The organism is Tunturiibacter gelidiferens (genome assembly GCF_014201335.1).
Lineage (GTDB): Bacteria > Acidobacteriota > Terriglobia > Terriglobales > Acidobacteriaceae > Edaphobacter > Edaphobacter lichenicola_E.
Map to the genome: position 1 here is coordinate 455,171 of NZ_JACHEB010000005.1, position 19,763 is coordinate 474,933.

16 protein-coding genes and 1 pseudogene are annotated in these 19,763 nt (G+C 55.3%); 7 read left to right on the forward strand and 10 right to left on the reverse strand.

Going from position 1 to position 19,763, the window contains the following annotated elements; translation table 11 throughout:
• Positions 1 to 65 precede the first annotated feature (65 nt).
• Positions 66 to 608 carry a PEP-CTERM sorting domain-containing protein gene (locus HDF14_RS13150; RefSeq protein ID WP_183977350.1) on the forward strand — a complete coding sequence of 181 codons (543 nt, stop codon included), beginning with the start codon at positions 66 to 68 and terminating at the stop codon, positions 606 to 608.
• A gap of 23 nt (positions 609 to 631) precedes the next feature.
• On the opposite strand, the gene HDF14_RS13155 is transcribed toward HDF14_RS13150, so the two are convergent.
• From HDF14_RS13155 to HDF14_RS13165, 3 genes are all read right to left on the reverse strand, one after another.
• Positions 632 to 1,384, reverse strand: coding sequence for a DinB family protein (locus HDF14_RS13155; RefSeq protein WP_260698224.1), 753 nt, complete (start codon positions 1,382 to 1,384; stop codon positions 632 to 634).
• Between the two features lie 131 nt (positions 1,385 to 1,515).
• Positions 1,516 to 2,811 carry a cupin domain-containing protein gene (locus HDF14_RS13160; protein ID WP_183977352.1) on the reverse strand — a complete coding sequence of 432 codons (1,296 nt, stop codon included), beginning with the start codon at positions 2,809 to 2,811 and terminating at the stop codon, positions 1,516 to 1,518.
• Positions 2,812 to 3,457: 646 nt separating this feature from the next.
• Positions 3,458 to 6,091: a hypothetical protein gene (locus HDF14_RS13165; RefSeq protein ID WP_183977354.1), complete on the reverse strand. Its 2,634-nt coding sequence runs from the start codon at positions 6,089 to 6,091 to the stop codon at positions 3,458 to 3,460.
• Between the two features lie 372 nt (positions 6,092 to 6,463).
• Here HDF14_RS13165 and HDF14_RS13170 point away from each other — a divergent pair, with 372 nt between their 5' ends.
• The 3 genes from HDF14_RS13170 to HDF14_RS13180 all read left to right on the forward strand — a co-directional run bounded on the left by HDF14_RS13170 (position 6,464) and on the right by HDF14_RS13180 (position 10,058).
• A complete protein-coding gene (locus tag HDF14_RS13170; RefSeq protein ID WP_183977356.1) occupies positions 6,464 to 8,566 on the forward strand; it encodes an FG-GAP repeat domain-containing protein in 2,103 nt (700 codons plus the stop codon).
• Position 8,567: 1 nt separating this feature from the next.
• Complete coding sequence (locus tag HDF14_RS13175; RefSeq protein WP_183977358.1) at positions 8,568 to 9,305, forward strand: NF038129 family PEP-CTERM protein; 738 nt, start codon at positions 8,568 to 8,570, stop codon at positions 9,303 to 9,305.
• A 243-nt stretch (positions 9,306 to 9,548) separates the two neighbouring features.
• On the forward strand, positions 9,549 to 10,058 hold the full coding sequence (locus tag HDF14_RS13180; protein WP_260698225.1) for a hypothetical protein: 510 nt from the start codon (positions 9,549 to 9,551) through the stop codon (positions 10,056 to 10,058).
• Between the two features lie 508 nt (positions 10,059 to 10,566).
• On the opposite strand, the gene HDF14_RS13185 is transcribed toward HDF14_RS13180, so the two are convergent.
• The 5 genes and pseudogenes from HDF14_RS13185 to HDF14_RS27210 all read right to left on the reverse strand — a co-directional run.
• Entirely contained in the window at positions 10,567 to 11,382 is an 816-nt protein-coding gene (locus HDF14_RS13185) for an NAD-dependent epimerase/dehydratase family protein (RefSeq protein ID WP_183977360.1), read from the reverse strand.
• Positions 11,379 to 11,852 carry a MarR family winged helix-turn-helix transcriptional regulator gene (locus HDF14_RS13190; RefSeq protein ID WP_183977362.1) on the reverse strand — a complete coding sequence of 158 codons (474 nt, stop codon included), beginning with the start codon at positions 11,850 to 11,852 and terminating at the stop codon, positions 11,379 to 11,381. Before HDF14_RS13190 ends, HDF14_RS13185 begins: the two co-directional genes overlap by 4 nt.
• Before the next feature lie 1,490 nt (positions 11,853 to 13,342).
• Entirely contained in the window at positions 13,343 to 13,699 is a 357-nt protein-coding gene (locus tag HDF14_RS27550) for a hypothetical protein (RefSeq protein ID WP_221304670.1), read from the reverse strand.
• Between the two features lie 45 nt (positions 13,700 to 13,744).
• The gene (locus HDF14_RS26590) at positions 13,745 to 13,933 is read right to left on the reverse strand and encodes a hypothetical protein (RefSeq protein WP_260698258.1); all 189 of its coding nucleotides are present in this window, start codon (positions 13,931 to 13,933) and stop codon (positions 13,745 to 13,747) included.
• Positions 13,934 to 14,045: 112 nt separating this feature from the next.
• A pseudogene (locus tag HDF14_RS27210) lies at positions 14,046 to 14,282 on the reverse strand (NAD-dependent formate dehydrogenase); the annotation flags it as partial.
• A gap of 561 nt (positions 14,283 to 14,843) precedes the next feature.
• On the opposite strand from HDF14_RS27210, the gene HDF14_RS26600 reads away from it, so the two are divergent.
• The 3 genes from HDF14_RS26600 to HDF14_RS27555 all read left to right on the forward strand — a co-directional run bounded on the left by HDF14_RS26600 (position 14,844) and on the right by HDF14_RS27555 (position 16,073).
• Positions 14,844 to 15,404, forward strand: coding sequence for a hypothetical protein (locus tag HDF14_RS26600; RefSeq protein ID WP_260698226.1), 561 nt, complete (start codon positions 14,844 to 14,846; stop codon positions 15,402 to 15,404).
• A gap of 27 nt (positions 15,405 to 15,431) precedes the next feature.
• A complete protein-coding gene (locus HDF14_RS26605; protein ID WP_313899563.1) occupies positions 15,432 to 15,794 on the forward strand; it encodes a DNA-methyltransferase in 363 nt (120 codons plus the stop codon).
• 63 nt (positions 15,795 to 15,857) lie between these two features.
• Positions 15,858 to 16,073: a DUF5681 domain-containing protein gene (locus tag HDF14_RS27555; protein WP_221304671.1), complete on the forward strand. Its 216-nt coding sequence runs from the start codon at positions 15,858 to 15,860 to the stop codon at positions 16,071 to 16,073.
• A gap of 617 nt (positions 16,074 to 16,690) precedes the next feature.
• Here HDF14_RS27555 and HDF14_RS13210 read toward each other — a convergent pair.
• Both HDF14_RS13210 and HDF14_RS13215 read right to left on the reverse strand, forming a co-directional pair.
• Positions 16,691 to 18,922 (reverse strand): S53 family peptidase, encoded by a 2,232-nt coding sequence (locus tag HDF14_RS13210; protein ID WP_183977364.1) that lies wholly within the window; start codon positions 18,920 to 18,922, stop codon positions 16,691 to 16,693.
• Between the two features lie 224 nt (positions 18,923 to 19,146).
• The gene (locus tag HDF14_RS13215; RefSeq protein WP_313899564.1) at positions 19,147 to 19,749 is read right to left on the reverse strand and encodes a response regulator transcription factor; all 603 of its coding nucleotides are present in this window, start codon (positions 19,747 to 19,749) and stop codon (positions 19,147 to 19,149) included.
• Positions 19,750 to 19,763 lie beyond the last annotated feature (14 nt).

The following is a 19,763-nucleotide window of genomic DNA, read 5'->3' on the forward strand; positions in this document are numbered from 1 at the left end:
CACTTGACGCCCCCCCAAAGCGAGCGCACCCTTACCTCACACCAATCCGAGAAGGGAACCCCTCCATGCGCAAAGCTCTCTTCGCACTCCCGCTCCTCGCCTCTGCCCTCATCCTCCCCCGCACCGCCCGCGCCGACACCACCGATCTCTTCACCCTCACCGGCGACTCCAACATCTACACCTTCACCCTTCCGCAAGAGTTCACTTTTCCTGTAGAAAACCACCTCGTCACCGTTGCCGCTCCCCGCACCACTGGAACCATCAACGGAGTCGGCGGCCAGACCTTCGATGTCGATTTCTACACCGGCATCGGCGGCACAGGCGAGAGCCTGAAATTCGGCACAGTAGGTAACCTCGCCGGTCCCACACTCATCTCCTTCGTCTCATCCACCGGCGCCTACGACACCGCCGCCATCGACACCGGCTCCTACCGTCTGATCGACTTCGCTAACTCCATCAAAGGCCCCGACTACTACTACCTCACCATCACCCCAGAGACAACCCCGCCAACTCCTCCCGCCGTCCCCGAGCCCCCAACCGTCCTCCTTCTCAGCACGGGCGCACTGGCTCTTCTGCTCGCTAGCCGCGTCACCCCGCCCACCTCCTGAACCTTCTACTTCACAATCCCAGATCAGCCCGCCGAATCATCATTCTTCGCACCAGGCAGACGCTTGATCAAAAAGTCAATTTGTCCGGCGTGGTGCGAGATATGCTCGCAAACGTGAAACCACAGACAAAAGTTATTTATCGGCCCGCCACCCCACCCAGGCTCCTTTAGAGCAGTAGTGAACCACGCATCATCCTTCTTCGCAAACTCGACTAACGTCTTTTCCCGCGCCTCACGAATCGCATCCTGATAGTAAGCAACATCATGCCCCTTGATCTGCGCGCGTCCGGCCGCACCAAGATTCATCGCCGCCCCCCACTTAGCCTCATAATCCGCCGGAAGCTTATCGAAGTTCTCATTTCCAAACGTAATCCTCTGGTAGAGAACCTCAGTAGCCGCCAGATGAAGCATCAGCGCACCAATCGTATTGGCATTCTTATCGAACAGATAATCAAGCTGCTCCTGCGTAAGATCGCGAGTCGGCCTCAACACGGCAGTCTCCATCCACGTCAGCATCGAAACCATCGTCCCGATCTGTGGCGTATACCCGGAGATCGGTCGCCCGATCATGTTGATCGTCGCCTTATCGTACGGCGGAGCCATTCGCGGCATCGGCGAGCTCTTGGCTGGCGGAGGAGTCGGAGCAGGCGATTGGGTTGTGGTTGTAGACTGCGGTGCCGCAGGTTGAGCAGTCTGCCCAAACAGCGGCACGCCTGCTGCAAGGGCACCTAGAGCCGAGTTGGCAAGAAACGTCCGGCGCGTCGAAGCATAGTGCATCGAAACCTCCTGTTTTTACGAGACACCAAGCTTACACGGCGGATGGCCATATATAAACTCAATCCGATCCTCGAACCCACACAAAGTGGCCGCCAATCCGAATGAATCAGCAGCCATCTTGAAACACAGAACTACTTCGGAAGAATTGTAAGGGCTGTTTGAGGAGCGGACCGTATGACGTTCAACGGTAGTTTGGTATGAGCTGTAGCCAAGTTGTCCGGAAGGCCAGCGATCCACGCGTTCATCGAGACATCAATGAAGTGAGGGGCAGCTAACATCTCAAGAAAGACGAGATCTTCTGTCCCCGTATTCTCAATGTAATGCGTAGCCATAATCGGCACGAAACCCACGTCGTTCGCAGAAAAATCCATCGTCCGCGCAGCAGCTCCAGTGGTGGCAATCGTCATGCGCCCTTTGCCATGAATGTAGTACTGCCACTCATCAGAGTGGGGATGCCAATGAACCTCCCGCATGCCACCCGGCTTCAGCGTCACCTGCGCAGCGCACAGCTTCTTGGCTACCGGAAACTTATCGACATCGATGATCTTTACACTACCTCCGGCCCTCACAGGATCCGGGCGCTGCTCACTCAGCTTGTACGTATATTTGTTGACCGTCTCGAGCTTATCGCCCAAAGCTCGCTTCTGCTCTTCCAGCGACGGCGGTTGGATACCCTCAAAGATATAAAGTTGCGTCTGCGGCAGCATGTTGAAGCTCTCGCGCGACCAGCCCATGTTCTTCTGAATCACCTCCGGCGGAAGGTGAACCAGAGACTCCGAGATGAGAAAAGTATCCGCCTCCGAGAATGCGCCGTCGTTGAACACCAGCAGAAACTCTGTGCCCTGCGGCCCGATCCCCTGCAGCGAATGCGGAAATCCGGCAGGGAAGTACCAAAGATCACCCGGCCCAACGTCATCGATATACATCTTGCCGTCCGGTTGCAGAATGGTGATGCGGGTCGTCCCGGTAAGTACGATCGCCCATTCATCCGACGTGTGCCAGTGCAGCTCACGAATCGAATTCGCAGTGAGGCGCATACTCACCCCGGCAATACTCTTGCTCGTAGGCAACTCACGAACCGTCACCTGATCCGTCCAGCCACCGTTTTGTACCCGGCGCGAAGCGAGGTCGAAGGAATACCATATCGGGCCCATATTCCCGTGGTCGGTAAAGGGTGGCATGTGGGAGTTGGGGTTCTCGTCTATCAGTGGCTGATTTGCCGGACCGGCGTCACTGGCGTAATCGCCCTGACGCCCTGCCAGTAGTTCCTCACGCGTCTGCGCTGTGGCCGTCAGTGTTGCCACCCCTGCTCCCGCTAAAGCCGCGGTTGTCATAAAGGCACGCCGCGATACGTGTGCGATGGAGTCAAAGGTGTTCTCAGTTGAGGCGTGTGAGTCGTCTGGAATGAGTTCGGTCTTTGGGTTCATCTCTTCTCCTTGGGTTTCGTGATCGAGTGAAGGGGCGATAACGAGCGAGCATCGCAAGCTCCGAAATCTATTGAAATCTGCGAAACATATGTCCTTTGTTGAGTGGTACTCAGGCCGGCCGTCACTTCTGCGCTAACAAAACCATGTCCTCGCTGCTTGCGCGAACGAGTTTGCTCCGATGTCAAAAACAAGTCCATAGAACGTGAAACTCGTCTCTAACAAATCTGGTTTTCTTTGCGCCAATGGCCCTTGCGACGGCAACCGCAGTGTCCCGCAGAACACGCGATCCCACATCCCCCCCAGGAGATGCGAACCAATCATCCTTTCGAGGGGGACGTACCCACAACTAAATTGGGTATCCCATTCCTGCAAACTCGGCAGGAGAGCAGTCTCCGCCTTCCCAAAACGGGCACCCCAAAAATAAAGTCACAAACCGTGGCGCATTTTTCGCCGCCCAAAAAGCGACTGCCAAAACACCACGTTTCACCACCGAACCACCACATCTACACCACCAAAAAACCGCGATCAAACACCCGCTTTTCGCAAAAACCCCCAACAAAACGCCACAGATCCCCACCAGAAAAAATATCTGCAATCCCACGCTTTTTCCCAGGACCATTTCACCGAAAGCGAGCCTCACTGACCCTCAGATTTGAGGCGGACCGGTCGTTGGCTGAGAAGTTGTCGACGGACTAGGTTTGGGCGCGGGCGCAGGTTCGGATGAAGGTGGCGTTGTTTCATCCTGAGCCGCGGGTGCCTCAGATCCTGGTACCCCAGCCTGAGAAGGTGACGTGATAGAAGAGGTTGGTTTCTGTACGGGTGTGGGGAGCGTGACAGTAGCGACCGAGGTTGGATCATCGCGCAGTTTGAAGTAAAGCGTTGCTCCGTCAGCCGGCGTCGGAACAGTGAGGTTATTTTCCGCGAAGCCAGTGGGTACGTCGGTAGGCTTGGCAAAATCCTTTGTTGCGTCAAAGGACTGCACAAGGAACAAATTACTCCCGTCTACAGTACAGGTTGGGGCGTCTGCAGTGGTGCAGTGGATCGCCGTGATCTGCGGCGCGCGGACAAGAACACCAAGAGGCGTCCAGTTCCCGGGCGTACCGTCTTCCGCAACCGGACGCATCTGTAATTTGCCAAATGCCGATTGACCGAACGCTTTCAAGGGCTCTAGCGTAGCAACGGCCGTATGGTCGTCCTGTAGTACGAGGTTGTTCGTTGCAAGGGAGAGCGTAGTGTGCACCGAGCCGTCGACGGTAGCGACTTCGATGGTCTGTGTGCGTGGAAAGGTGCCAGTAGTTTGCACCACGAAGGTGAGTTTACCCTCGAGCAGGATGTCATCCTTGTTGCCAAAACTGACAGGCAACGTGCCATCCTTCGGAGCTGATGCGGCCTTGAATGAAAGCAGCTTCAGCCCTGGACGCGCGGCTGCGGTTGATATCTTGACCGACATCGTGCGGCCGTCCTTCAGCTTGGCTTTGGCTTCGGAACCGTCGCTGGGAGAAACACCAGCGTCAGCCTGAAGATGCATCGTATTCTCGTCGTTGTCTTCGCCTCCTGGAGTGAAGATCTGTTTATCGATCTCGACGGAGACTACATCCTTAAGACCGCCGCCAGTGAGTACCGCCGTCTTATCGCCACTGTGGATTTTGACAGCATCGAGGTGAATACCGGCGGTGTACGCCGTAAGCGGAACGGTATCTCTATCCGAGTCGCCGTACTGTTGGATAGCCAGCGAATAACCGCCGGGCTGAACGGTTTTTAGCGAGACCTCTAGAGCAAGCGTGTCTTTCGCGTCCTTGCCTGTGGCAGGCTTGAAGGAGACATCTACATCTTTCGCCTTATCGCTTGCGAGAGCAATGTGCTCGACGCACGCACTTCCGTCAGCTTTAGTCGTTAGGTGATTGTCCTGTCCCGCGAGCAACTGGGCGTTGTCGACGATCTTCCAATCCTTGCCTTTGATCTGCTGGAGCGTAATTGTCGGGCCTTCAAAGGAATCGAAGCCCCAATAGCCGCGGATCGTTCCCGTGATGGTCAAATCGGTCGTCGCGCCGATCTTTGTGTCAGGCTTTACCGATAGCGCTTTATCGCCTCCAGGGTTTGCGTCGTGCAGCGGATCACTTTTCTCCTCTTTAGTCACGACGAGTCCGCCTTCGAACGCATCGGGAGTCAATGGCAGATCCGTAGGCGTGCCGGTCCGGTTAAGGTGTAGAACGAGACCGTGCGCGAAGCTGCTCGAGAAAACCAGAGGTGCGCCTTCCAGAGGGATAGTCATCTTTGGTTGCAACAAACAAGCGACCTGGTTGGGATCATGAGGATGAAGCGGCGGTAGCTTGGCCTTTTGAATGGCAGGCAAACCGATGACGATGACCGATTCGGGTTTGTGAAAGGAAGGCGGTGCATTGAGCCTCAGACTGAGCGCGGATCCTTGCGGAAAGCTTAGACCGGGAATGTACTGATATTGCGCCGTGCGTAGCATGCCGACAAGGTGAACGAGATCAACAACTGCCCCGACGTAAGCCGAGTAAAGGCCCGCTCCGACGGGCTGTGTATAGGAAGCAGCATTGATAAAATCAGAGGAAGGCCCAGTGGAGATCGCTTCGGCAATGCTTTGCCCATGTCCATCATCTAGGAGCACAGGGGCACTGGACTGGGTGAGGCAAATAACCTGTTGATCGACGGGCTGCTTGAAGCAGTCAGCGTTCGGTTTGAGCGCGAGCGTGGTTGCTAACTTTGCCGAGTGGTCCTCAATAGCCTTCTGATCGTCCTGCGGCAAGGTCTTCATCGCTGAGAGGTAACGTTCGATGCGCTGCTGCTCGAAGGATGCTTCATTTAAATCGGCGTCAGCGCGAATAAACAGACCGGGCTTGCCTTTGACAGCGGAGCGAAGCGTTTTGAAGTCGCCCCCCGTTTCAGGCGCCACAAACAGAAGGGCATCCTCAGCCCCATTGGGAACGGTGACGGTCGTCCCCTCAGCTGTTTTCTTGTTCCAGGTATCGATCTCGGTGAACCAATCGTCGGGAGGTTCATTCGTTGTGCCGCGAAGAAATGCAACGATCAGTATCAGGTGATTGGACTGGCTCGGCGGGAGGTCAGCTTTGATCCATATCCTGTCGCCCGGCTGAAGATTGGGAACCTGGGCGATGGGGAGCGTCGAAGTCCCGCGTGTAACTCGAATGTCGATCGTAGGACCGGCCAGGTCGAAGCGTGCTTTGTCGTCCGCTCGAAGAGCAGCTGCAAAGAAAATGACAAAAAGGCATGCAGCGACTTTCAGAATGTTCATCTATTTGTTGATGCGAAGGAGGCAAGACCGGGTTGCGGTAGCAATGAACCAAAGACAATTGGAAGAGCTTATAGCCTGATTTAGGCCGCCAGCATTTCAGATGCCATACTTGTCAACACACTCGCAGTTTTACGGGTTGGTCCGAACCTCGAAGAGCAACAATCAGCTTTAATCTCACAACATTTTACCCTGCAGTGTGCAGACAAACCGCTTCCGTGCTAACGTGACTGCACCCAAAGTTCGGGTGACACGAAGAACCATTACGCGTAACTCGGGCTCCGGCACCCTTCACAAATTTCCTGACCCGCGTCAGCCCTCCAAAGAGAGGCGCGATCGCTTCCCACTTGAATCTCCCACAACCTAGGAGTCCTCATGGAATCGACTTTGCGATTCATCCTTCGCATCTCTGCCCTTACACTCGCTTTTGTTCCAGCGCTCCACGCACAAGTCGGCAACGCAACTCAAACCACTCTCGCCGTCTCTCCCTCCGCAACCATTTCGACCACCAAGACCGTCACCCTAATCGCAAAAGTCTCCTCCTCCGGAGGGCCAATCCACCCTGGTGTCGTCGTCTTTTGCAATGCCAAAGCCCCGCACTGCGAAGACTCAGCCATCCTCGGCTCCGCCCAGCTCACGGCGGCAGGAACGGCCAGCCTCCCTCTACGCCTCAGTCCCAACAAGTACTCCATCAAGGCCATCTTCCGCGGAACACCCCACAGCGCGACGCCTCGCGAACCCAGCGCCTCCGCAACGCAAACGCTGACCGTCACTGGCCTCTCCCAGTCCTCCCTTTATCCCGTTACAGCCTCGCAGTCCAGTGGCCGTTACAAAATTACCGCGAACGTCGCAGGCTACGGAATCGTCCCACTCGCAGGTACAGTCACCTTCAACGACACCGTCCTCCACGGAACCCTGCTCCCCCTCGGCTCAGCCACCCTTCCCTCAACTTCACCCACAGCGCAGCTCTCACAACCATTCATCCCTGCAGTCGTTCCCGGAGATATTGGCCAAACCATCACGGGCGATTTCAACAATGACGGCCTCACCGACGTTCTAGCCTTCAACTACGACATGAACGAACGTGACCCAACCTTCGGCATGACTACCCTCACCACCTATCTCAGCAACGGCGACGGCACATTCCGCACGCTGAGCCAGCTACTCACTCTCTCCACCCCGACCTATGGCATCACCGGCGACTTCAACAACGACGGCATTCTCGATCTCGCAATAGCCGACTCCTTCGATTGTGTCGTCGTCCCCATGCTCGGCAACGGCGACGGATCCTTCACCGTCGGAACCGCTGCAAACGTCCCCACCTGCGCTGCTCCGCCCTTTCTCGCCGGAGACCTCAACCGCGATGGCAACCTTGACCTCATGCTTGTCGGAAACGGACTCTCCTCCGTCCTCTCCGGAAACGGCGATGGCACCTTCACCTTCGCGGCAACTCAACCCGGCGTGAACACCGGTTCCAATCCCGTCCTCAGAGACATCAACGGCGATGGCATCCCCGACCTCTACGTCGGATCGAACCCCATCCAAATCCTCACAGGCAATGGCGATAACACCTTCACTCCGCTTCCACCCATCCCCTATCCCCACACCGTCAACTCGCTCGACGTAGCCGATTTCAACGGTGACGGCCTCCCCGATCTCCTCGTCGCCAACAGCGACAATACCGTCGGCCTCCTCCTCGGCAGCAAATCTGGCACCTTTACCGCCGAACCCACCATCACGGTCCCCGGCTCACCGCTCGCCCAGATAGCTGCCGCCGACTTCAACGCAGACGGTAAGGCCGACGCCTTGGTCCTCTCCGCATTCAACTCAGACCCACCTGCCCTCACGATCATCCTCGGCAACGGTTATGGAGCCTTCGCCTCTTCACATCCATCCACATCCATCCTGTCCAATCAGCCCTTCGCGTTCGGCGACTTCAACGGCGACGGCCTGCCCGACGTCACGCAGGCCTTTCTGTCGGCAACTCAAGACATCAGCGTCGCTGTGAACACCGGCATCATAGCCGAGCTCACCCAGCAGATCAAACCCGCCGTCATCACCAACATCACATTCCAGGCCGATACCGATCACTCCCTCACAGCCCACTACTCCGGCTCGACCGACTACAAGCCCAGCACTTCATCTCCGTTCGATCTGCTCACCTTCCCCAACATCACCTCCAAGCTTCGGATCACCAGCACAGGCTTCATCTTCAGCCGCATCACCAACACCTTCAATGCGACCCTCACCGTCACGAACACGACGACCTCGCCGATCGCAGGCCCCATTCAAATCGGGTTCGGTAATCTTCCTCAAACGATTACCCTGGCCAATCCCACCGTACCCAAAAATGAAGGCTTCATCACCATCCCCGCAGGCCTTGCAGCGGGCAAGTCTACAACCGTGCCCATTCGCTTCAACAATCCCTTCCTCTATGCGATCAACTACACATTAGCCGCCTACACCGGAGCCTTCTGACATGAAACCAACCTTAGCCGTCTCGAAAAAACGCAGCCTCTCACGCCTCCTGGCAAAAACCTTCGCACTTGTGGCGCTCGTCTTCGCCTTCGCCTGCTCCCCGCACGCCGACGGTCTCTCGTACAACGTCTCCATCGACACCTCTTATCTCGTCTCTCCCATCGCAGCAGGCTCCTACCTCATCGATCTACAATTCAATCCCGGCCAGCTCCCAGGCACTCAACTAGCCTTCGCAGGCGCGACTGTACCCGACTGCTGCAACATCGACGGCGTGGGTCTCATCGGAGACACAAGCGACAACGCCGTCGGCGGTCCCCCGAGCTTCATCAACTTTGACAATCAATCCGCGTTGAACGAGGGGGTAATCCAGCTCGATATCGTGCCCAACACTCCCATAACCTTCGGCTTCAACATCTCCGGTCCCGCCGTGGACACGCCCAACGGAACCTCCCGCTCCGGAACTACCTTTTCGATCGGTCTATTCGACCCGTACTTCGATCCGATCCTCACCTCCGACGGCGTCATCGGCCTCGTCAACCTCAACCTCAACGGCTTTGGCACAGTTCAGACCTTCTCCCCCGCTATCACCATCACCGATCTCAATCCGCCACCACCACCGCCTGTACCTGAGCCCAGCACCCTCATCCTTCTAACGACCGGACTCACCGGTACTGTCGTCCTCATTCGCAGGAAGTCGTCACACTCGGCAACCCCACGCGTCACAAACATCTCGTTGTGAGTTCTGCCAACAGTATCGCAAGTACGAATCGCTCGAAAGTCGGCAAGCAATGCTACGGGACCGGACTGGTCGCCAAGCGAGTTAGCTGATTGGGCACCGAAAAGTACGATCCATTTAAGTGCCTATTCTACTCTGCTTCAGGACCGTGCCAGCCATTCGCCTGAGTCATCTCATAACTCGCAGCGCACGGCGTTTCTGATCGCCGACAGCCGCTTGACCGAGAGCTCCTCCTGGGATGAGTGAGTGCTCGGCGAGCAGGTCAAGATCCTCTCCGAGTTGGAACTCGATTTTGATCTGGAGCGATTGGCTTCGAAGTTCCTGAGATCGATCTCCTTATCGAAGGGCCTCAAGACGTTACCCGAGGCCGATACTGATGATCGTGTGCCCGAGATCTCTGAGGCGGCAATCACGGTTCCAGGTGACCTTTGGCAGCTGGGCAAGCACCGCGTCCTTTTTGGCAACTCGTTGATGACAACCGTTTACGACCGCCTCATGGATGGCGCGAGAGCAGTTCTTGTGATCAGTGATCCGCCCTATAACGTGGTCATCGACGGGCATGCTACTGGGCCCGGCAAAGTTCGTCATCGAGAGTTCGATATGGCATCGGGCGAGATGAACTCCACCGAATTCACGAACTTCCTCCGTAAGGCCATCATCGCAGCGGGACCACAGCGCCACCGGTTCTCTTGCCTATTACTTCATGGATTGGCGCCACATGACCGAGATTTTGTCTGCTGGACAGGAGGTCTATAAGATCAACCACCACTCAGGCACCTAGTAAACAAAATGGCGGTGGATGCAGTCCTGGGCGAAACCGCCCTCCGGCAGAATTCCCGTTAACAGGGAGTTTCGAGGGTTTATCGTAACCCTGCTAAGCCGCGGCGGCTAATATTCCCTTAAATAACATCGATTTACCCTCTGTCGAACTTTTATAGCTGGTGCACAAAACAGGGAATTAGTTACTCGGTATTAGGGAATTCAAATTCGTAATGCGGGAAGGATGAGTGACATCTTCCACTGACTTAGTGTTTCCCTCCCCATTTGACAATCAGTGGTCGTCTTACTTGGTGTCGATACCCGCCGCCGATCTATTTGTATCGCTCACCGGTCTTGCCCTTGTCTCGTGCGACCGACTAATGACTGACGAGAAGCCGACTTGTCGGTATCGACGATTGTGCAGGGGAAACTCTCCCGCATATAGCCGGTCTCTAGCGAGGTTCCGGATGCTAGTGAGCACCCCATCATCCGGGACCAGATCTGGCTAAAGAATCCCTTCCAGAACGGCCTGGCCAAGTGTTGCGACAGTTGGCCTGAAGCCGAGACGGCGACTCAACGCTCCATCTGCACGGCCCCACCACGGGTTGTTCAGCGGCCGAGCGGATGACTCGATGGTGACGCCAACGGCTCTCGCCATGTCATAAAGAGTGCTCGGCGCATCGTCCGCAATGTTGACAATACATCCGTCCATGGTCCCGGCGAGGGCAAACTCGAACGCTCTTGCGACATCACGCTGGTGGGCGAGGCTGAACGTCTGGGCCGGATGCCAATTCATCCTACTGACGATCCCGGGGACAGCGGACAGGTGCTCGTCACCGTCGCCATAAACAAAGGGGAGTCGCAGGATGCTCCAGTTCAGACCACTTTCCCGAAGCTCTTTTTCTGCCGCGACCTTGCTGGCCGGATAGGCATGTTTCGGACTTACTTCGTCTTCTTCGAGGCCCGGACGAGACGCGCTTTCGTCGTACACAAGGCAAGTGCTCGCCATGATGAAGCGTGATTGCGGAGCATACTGCTGAACGGCGGCAATCAGAGCACGTGTGCCCTCAAGATTCGCGCGCCAGATCGCGCTTTCGTCCAATGTGCGGAAGACGGCGGCAAGGTGAATAACAGCCGATACTCCCTCGACGGCCTTCTTTAATGCGGCGGCATCGAAGAGGTCGCCTTCGACGGGCGTTACGTCCGCAGGAGCATCTTTTCCCGGCCGTACAAGGGCACGGCATTCAAGACCGGCATCCACCATGTACCGCAACAGCCGCGATCCAACGAGCCCCGTCCCACCTGTGACTAGAGTTGTCATACTTGTTCTCCTTCCCAATCGTGTTCGTTCAGTCGTTTTGTTGCGCCCTGCAGCACTCTGCGGGTAATCTCAAGTTCTGCGGGATCTGCGTCGTCGAATGCCACCTTCAAGATCTGTTCGATTGGATTGGGCAACGCTTTCCAGAGCCTGCTGCCAGCACGCGTAATGTGGAGCATGCGCTGACGCTGATCTTCCGAATCGGGCGCTTGCGCAACCAGCCCCTTTCGCACCAGCGTCGCTACGACTCCACTGAGCGTGGCCCTTTCGATGTTGAGCATGTTCACGAGGTCACGCTGCATCGTCGGTCCCACGTTTGCCAGTTGATACAGCACGTACCACTGCGTGGAGCCAAGTCCATACGGGCGCAGCACCGTGTCCATCACTCCGCGCGATGCGAAGTACAACCGCTTCGCCCAGGCTCCGACAGAGTTGTGCTTCAACACTTCCTGCTGTGATTCTTTCTCGGTCATATCGTAAGCTACCTTACGTAATATCGCAAGGTACCTTACGATATGTCAAGTTAACCTCTCAACAATGGAATTTGGAGAACGTGCTTTTGGTCACTGGAAGAGCGCTTCTCATCTGCCTACTTAAGGGATGAATTGGTTCGGATAGGTTGAGAACCAACCTGTCCGAACCCTAACAAGCCAAACCATTTACGCTGTCTGTTCAAAGTTGGTGGATCGGGTAAGAGACTCCAAGTTCGAGAACTCACCCCGAAGCGCCTCCAACTCCTTTTGCACATAGTCGAAGGCATCCGATCCAAGCAAAAGATGCAGAGGCGGTTCTGGCGAAGTCAGAAATGTTGCGACGACGTGGTAGCGCCGTCAAATTGATCCTTTCAAACGGAGAGTGCAAGAGCGACACCCCGATCGCTTCACTCGTGCGCGCGGTCGTTCAGGCAAGAACATGGTGAGACTGGATAGTCTCCGGAAAGGTGAGGAACTTAGAAGAACTTGCATTGAAGGCCGGTCTCAACAAACGTTATGCCTCTCGGATTCTTCGATTAGCGGCACTGTCCCCCACGCTCTATGAAGCGGTCCTTACTGGAAACCACTCCCCCTTGCTCACTGTAGCCTCTTTTGCGAAAGATCTTCCACTAGGATGGGACGAGCAGCGTTTGGGGCAATGACGCCGCTTTCGCCGACCGTAAAGCCCCCATGTGTGTTCATCGAGTAGACATAACAGCAACCGTCACATCGGCCAGCCGGAAGCGATACCAGGTCTCGAACGGAATGCGTCTTGCGTGTGAGGCACCACATCGCTCATATCGAGCACGATGCCCTTCTTTCTGAACAACAACGCATGGCTGAGTCATGTATACCGCAGATCTTAAATATCATTCGCCGCCGCTATCGGAATTGCTGATGCAGATTGCGAACCAGCGAGTGCGCTGGTCGTATCTGTGTTGGTAACGAGAAACGCGCTTCTCGTAAGCTGAGCATCGCTGACGAGGAACTGATTTTCGGTATCGACGATTTGGCAAGAGGTAAGCGTCCCCGCACAGACGCGGTCCTTAGCGAGGTTCCGAATGCAAGTGAGCACCCCATTCCATCCGGAACCAGATCCGGCTAAAGAATTCCTTCCAGAATGGCTTGGCTGAGCGTGGCGACTGTTGGCCTGAAACGAGACTGGACTCAATGTTCCATCTGCACGACCCTACCACGAAGCGACTCCCAGTGCAAAGTTCAGAACCCGCTCGCGTTAAATCATCCTCTTAGCATCGCTAAAGCAGTTCGCTTGGCTGACGAGATTTATCACTGCATCTGAAATCTGTTGGCAATTATTAGCTCTCTCGCAATCTGTCTGTCCTACTAGCATCCTGTCCAACCCCTCAAAGATGGCGGAGCGCGGTTTACAGGCGCAATTCTCAATCCGGTAGATCCTCCCTGTTCAGATTTTTTGTGCTTGAGTTGGGAGAGTTGGGAAGCGGCACAGTGTGCCAAGCTTATAGTCAGTTTCACGAACTCGCCTGTGCTCTGAGATCCACTTGGAAAGTCGAATAAGCGCCTGCTCGTAGTACGTTTGTAGGGAGAAATTTATCAGACATACCGATTTTGACCCGGTCACCCTTGGGACTCGATTCACGTTTGATTTGCATCTCGAAATCGATGGCGCTCATGATGCCATCGCCAAACTCCTCCTCGATGAGTGCTTTCCAAGTCGTTCCGTAGGTCTGGACCAGTTCGTAGAAACGGTAGATGAGGGGTCTGTGGGAGGTAATGTGGTCAACGAACCGCGCTTTGGTGGTTCGGTCAGTATGGTAGTCTCTGCTCTCGCCATTGATGGTTCTCCATTGCGCGGATCGCGCGAGCAAGTGAAGGACGGGGCTTTTGCCCCGCCCTTCCTGTTTTTCGAAACCTCACTTGGCCACTGTGTAAGAGTGTGCACCAGTTCCAGCTAACTTTCCCCCGTCGACGATCAGATACTCGTCGCGGATGGGACGGCCTTCGAACCAGCACTCCAGGATCTCGCGCGTGCCTGCCGCATAGCGGGCCTGCGCAGAGAGCGAAGTGCCAGAGATGTGCGGCGTCATCCCATGATGAGACATAGTTCGCCATGGATGGTCTTTCGGCGCGGGCTGTGGGAACCAGACGTCGCCAGCGTACCCGGCAAGTTGCCCACTTTCGAGCGCACACCCACTGGTAAGAGGGAATGTAGTTGCGCACCAACGACAGGATCAACATGACAACATGTTCCGATACGCTAATACTGTTCGAGTACGTAACCTCCGCGACCGTGACGCCATTCTTGATCGCCGCTTCGAGATCGACGTGGTCGGATCCGATGCCCGCAGTTACTGCCAACTTGAGCTTCTTTGCTTTTGCGATTGTTTCCGGCGTCAGGTAGGCAGGCCAGAAAGGTTGTGAGATGACGATGTCCGCATCTGGAAGTCCCAATCAGCGTCGCGGTCGGGGAGTCTATCGAACTTGCACACGATATATACAGTCGCGTCTTCAGGGTCATGCCGAAGGCGATGGAGAAGGTGCATTGAGTTACGCCGGATGCGAAGATGTACACGCGTTGGTATCGGGATAAGCTTTGGGTCATGATTCCCGCACAGGCAGTTGTGAAACAGTTTCCTCGTGACCTTCAAGGAATTCCCACAACGGCAAAAATCGGCATCCTTCAACATCCAATAAGCCATCGACCAAATGTGTGGGAAAATCGACTGGAATGAAGAGCCCGTCCCTATCGAACTCAAGAGGTGCCTCGCTCTATCTAGTCCTCTTGGTTGTTCAATCGGAACGGTCCAAGAGCCTATTGAAGGCGTAAGCATGATGTACACCTTCGATAACTCTCAGGCTGAGAGCACGCACACGACTCAATACTTCGAGATCGCGGGCAATCGGGGCATCTAAGACGACGGCTATTCGGCTGGGTCATCTCACCGAGTCACAACGCGCGGCTTTCCTGATCGCCGGCAACCGCTTGACCGAAACTCCACCTGGGATGAGCGGATGCTCGGTGAGCAGCTCAAGATCCTCTCCGAACTGGAACTCGACTTTGACCTGGAGGCGATCGGCTTCGAGGTCCCCGAAATCGATCTTCTTATCGATGGTCTCAACACAGTGCCTGAGGCCGATCCCGATGATCAGTTGCCACAGATCTCGGATACGGCAATCGCAGTGCCCGGTGACTTATGGCAGTTGGGCAAGCACCCCGTTCTTTGTGGCAACTCGCTCATCACTGACGATTACATCCGCCTCATGGATGGCGCGAAGGCAGATCTTGTGATCAGCGATCCGCCGTACAACGTCATCATCGACGGGCATGTTAGCGGACTCGGCAAAACTCGTCATAGAGAGTTCGGTATGACATCGGGCGAGATGAACTCCACCGAATTTACGAACTTCCTCCGTAAGGCCATGGTCGCAGCACGGGACAACAGCACCACCGGCTCTCTTGCCTATTACTTCATGGACTGGCGGCACACGAGCGAGATTTTGTCTGCCGGACAGGAAGTTTATACGGAGTATCTGAACCTGTGCGTTTGGGCGAAAAACAACGGCGGGATTTGAAGCTTCTATCGGAGTGCCCACGAGCTAGTGTTCCTTTTCAAAAACGGAACGGGATCTCATCGAAATAACATTCAGCTGGGCAAGTTCGGACGGAATCGAACAAACGTCTGGAACTATCCGGATGCGAACACCTTCTCACGCTCAGATTCTGAAGAGAACCTCCTGGCTCTTCACCCTACCCCAAAACCCGTTGCGTTGATCGCCGATGCTATTAAGGACTGCACAGCCAGAGGGGATCTTATTCTCGATCCGTTTCTGGGCTCAGGAACTGCTGTCATCGCTGCCGAACGTTCAGGGCGCCGGTGTTACGGGCTGGAGCTCGATCCACGTTACGTCGACACGATCATTCGTCGATGGCAAAAGGCAGACAAAGCAGAGCAATTCACATAGAGACTGGCGGGACTTTCAACAGCAGAGAAAACAAGAGGGACCAATCACTATGAGAACGAAAACATGCAGGACGACTACGAAGTTGGTTATAAGAAACCGCCTAAGAATTCTCAGTTCCGGAAGGGCATTTTTGGAAACACTAGAGGCCGTCCGAGGAAATCCTTAGACCTCAGCGATCAACTGATCAGAGAATCCAGATCATTCATGACCATCCATGAAAACGGACAAAAGATAAGGATTTCGAGCAAGAACTTGTCATCAAGCAGCTGGTCAAGCTAGCGATGACCAGAGATACTCGAGCCTTCAAATTTATTTAGAAGCTCTGCAATGAGCAAGCGAGTGGGCCGCTTCGTCGGCGCCACCGCAATCCATCGAGTTCTTGAGGAACCAAGCACCTCAAGACTTGACTGACGAACAATTGAAGATGCTCATTCTTGCCAGTGTGAAACAACAGAAACAAGCGTGTGGAATGGGACAACTATCCAATGCGGAATTCATCGAAAGTCGACGAAGCTGCTGCCTTCGGCGAAGCTGACGTGGTGACTGCTCGTGATTGCGCGTTGACTAGGAACTACCATTTCTCAGTGCGATTAGTCGGCTTCCGAATGGCGCGAAGAAGAAGCCAGCTGGCGGTTCGAAACTTTGTTGCTTGCAACGCAACCGCACTTGTGACCCGAAAACGATGTCGAAGCCGATGCATAAGGCAAGCTAAGAAGGCGATGATCGCTGCCGCCCGACCACCCAATATCGTAGTCCTGAAGAGGCAGATCTTCATGATCGTCTGCCGTCTGGAGGGTGATCCCTGCTTGAGAAGATCCAAAAATTGTCTGCTGACCTCTGCTCTGCGGTTAGAGGGCAGGCACTCGTAAGAATGCCTGCCCCGTACAGCTCGAAACTTACTGGAATGCTTTGTTCCAGTTCGTCACTAGGTTATTCACGTTCAGAGTACCGATGCCTGTTGCAAAATCCCATCCCTGCTTCGAGTTGTAAGCCTTCTCGTACTCCGTGCCCGAGACCGACAATGCGCCGAAGTTACTCGACGGCCTATAGCAGTTATACGACTCGTAGTTGTACCAGATGCAGTTCACATCATTGTCGCCCTGCGTCACGTCGTAGAAGGTGCATGAGCTGTCCGCTCCTGTACCCAGCGATGAATTGCACGAGTTGTTGCCCGTCCCGCCATACTCCTGCTTCGCCAATGCATAATACACATAGTTCGGATTCCCCTGCGATGTTCCCGTCGACTGGTTCACCAACGCTTGAATCCCCGCCACGATAGGCGCCGCAAACGATGTGCCACCTGCACCCGACCAGTTCACCGGGTCACCGGTACATGGTGTACCGCCCGTTCCGGTCGCAGGCTGGCTGTAGCAGAACGCATAGTAATGACCCCACACACCGTTCGCGGCAAACAGTGATACATCTGGAATATCTCTCACACCGTCCTTCGGATTACCGAATGCACCCGCCTGATAGTTTGGTTTCGCATATCCCTCGCACGTCCCGCCGTTCTCAGGATGAGGACGGAAGATCACAGGATGTCCATAGGCACAGTTGCTTGGCCCGCCACTGCCACTCACCACCGTCTCAAAATACTCCTCCGCTAGCGGCGAATTGCAGAATCCATTCGCCCCATACGGCACGTTGTATCCCTCGACGTTGGTAATTAGCGTGCTTGCACAGGAGTCGTTCCACGGAATCTCAGGAATGTAAGACTTCGCAGATCCAAAGGTCGCATTGTTGTTCTTCTTCCAATATTGAGACACCGTTCCGGAGTATGTGTCGCTAAAGTCCGTGCCACCGACTGCAACGTTGTAGGGTGTCGTTGCAAATCCGCTCGTCGTAATCCCGGTCATGGCAAAGTCCCCACCCGCATCGCAACTGGCCGCGCCCTCGTCTCCAGAGGAGACAAACACCGACACACCCTCTGCCGCTGCCTGCTCATACGCCTCGTTGAAGCTCGCATTGCCTGCCTGACCTAGCCCCGCCTCACACTCGCCATAGCTGATGCTGACGATAGACGGCGGCAGATCCTGATCGATTAATGTCTGAAGCGCAATCAATCCCCCAAATGTAGTCTCGCTGTCCGCACACGAAGCCAGCACAATCGCTGCATTCGGAGCGGCTGCGCTCGCATATTCCGCATCTAGAATTGCCTCGCCATCGTTGCCAATTACATCGCCCGGATCCGTGCAGCCGCCCGGATGAACCTGTGTGAACGTACCCTTGGTGTACTTGGTCAGGCCGAACACACCGCGAAAGGTGTACCAGTCGCCCGTCGAATAGACATCGGTGTCCTCAATCACCACCACCGTCTGTCCCTTGCCCGTAATCCCGTTCTTGTAGACCGGTTCGAAGTTGTAGATAGTGTGAAGATCGTCTGGCACCACCAGCTGCGTCGCGCTATCCGCAGTGTAGTCAGACTTCACACCATTGGCCGCAACCGTTCTTGCTACAACCGCCTTGGATGCACCATCAATCCGTGCCGAACTGATACCCTTATTCGCCGGTTTCGGACGGAAGTCGTTCAGTGAAGAAACACCAATCACCACATTCGCCAGCGCCGCAGGTATCTGTGGATCTTGCATGTTGGACAGGTGCTTCACACCCGCAACATCGAGCGTGTGCATCTGTGCCTTGAACGCAGAGTTTACCTGTGCCGCCGTTCCAGAGAAGTCGATCACCATCCCGCTGTCCGACACGCGGTTTACCTGGAGGCCGTTCTCCTTCAGCCACTTCGTCACAGCCGCGATATCTGCCGGATTCGGTCCATACTCCTCGCCATACTCCTTAGCCGTCAGCCAATGATGAAATGCAGGATTGTTCGGCTCATGCATCGCCTGAATTCGCTCGTTCAACGCCGTCTGCCGATCCTCCGGGCGCTTCAACTGCAGCAGCATGTGGTTCAGCTTCAACCCATCCGCCACCGCACCACGATCATTCTGTGCGTTTGCCTCAGCCCGGAGATTGCCGGCCAGGGTTACCGTCTGCGTCGCTACTACGGGCGAAGTTACCAACAGCTTCGCCGCGGTTGCGCTCTGTGCAAGAGCGGAAGGTATCGGCAATGCCGCTACCGCTAGAAAGTAAAAAGTGCGGGCTAACTTTCCCTTCAAAAAACAACACTTCATGTGATCGGCCTCGATGGAACAAATCTAGGTTTGCCTGCGACGAGGTTGCAGCGGCGAACCCGTTCGGAAAGAACGCCGCATACGAATCGGTCTGTGCCGGTTCAGCACAAAACAGTTTGGTTGTTGGAGAAAATCTGATGAAAGGTTAGCGCCAGTTTCAAACGAGCGGGAAAATGCAAAGGATAATTTTGGAAGTACCCAAAAGGGTAGTTCGCCATTATGGCCTAAGTGTCGAGCAGCCCCCGCTGGATCGCGATCACCACCGCTTGTGTTCGATCGTTTGCATGCAACTTGAGTAGAATCTTCTTGACGTGCATCTTCACCGTGTTGTCGGTCACAAAGAGCAAGTCCGCGATCTCTTTATTGCTTTTTCCCTGCGAGATCAGCCCCAACACTTCGACCTCTCGATCGCTCAGCTTTCCTGATGTGATGTAATGGGTCAGCTTCTCTGCCGTCTCGGGCGAAAGAGACCGGCCGCCGGCGACCACATGGCGAACCTGTTCGGCCAGTGTTGCTCCATCAATGCCTTTGAGCAGATACCCCTTCACTCCCAGGCTGATCGCCGTATAAATCGAAGCATCGCCTTGCGCAGAGCTGAGAATGATAATGCGACCGTCCGGATGGCTCTTCAGGATAGTACGCACAACGTCGAAGCCGCTCTGGTCAGGAAGGCGAAGATCAAGCAGCATCACGTCGGGTAGCAGGGCCAAGTACATCTCAACCGCCTGACGGCCATTGGCGGCAAGACCGACGATCTTCATCTGATGGCGTGCCAGTACACCTGCCAGCCCCTCGCGCACCATGGGATGGTCGTCAACGATCAGCACCTCGATCGATCTTA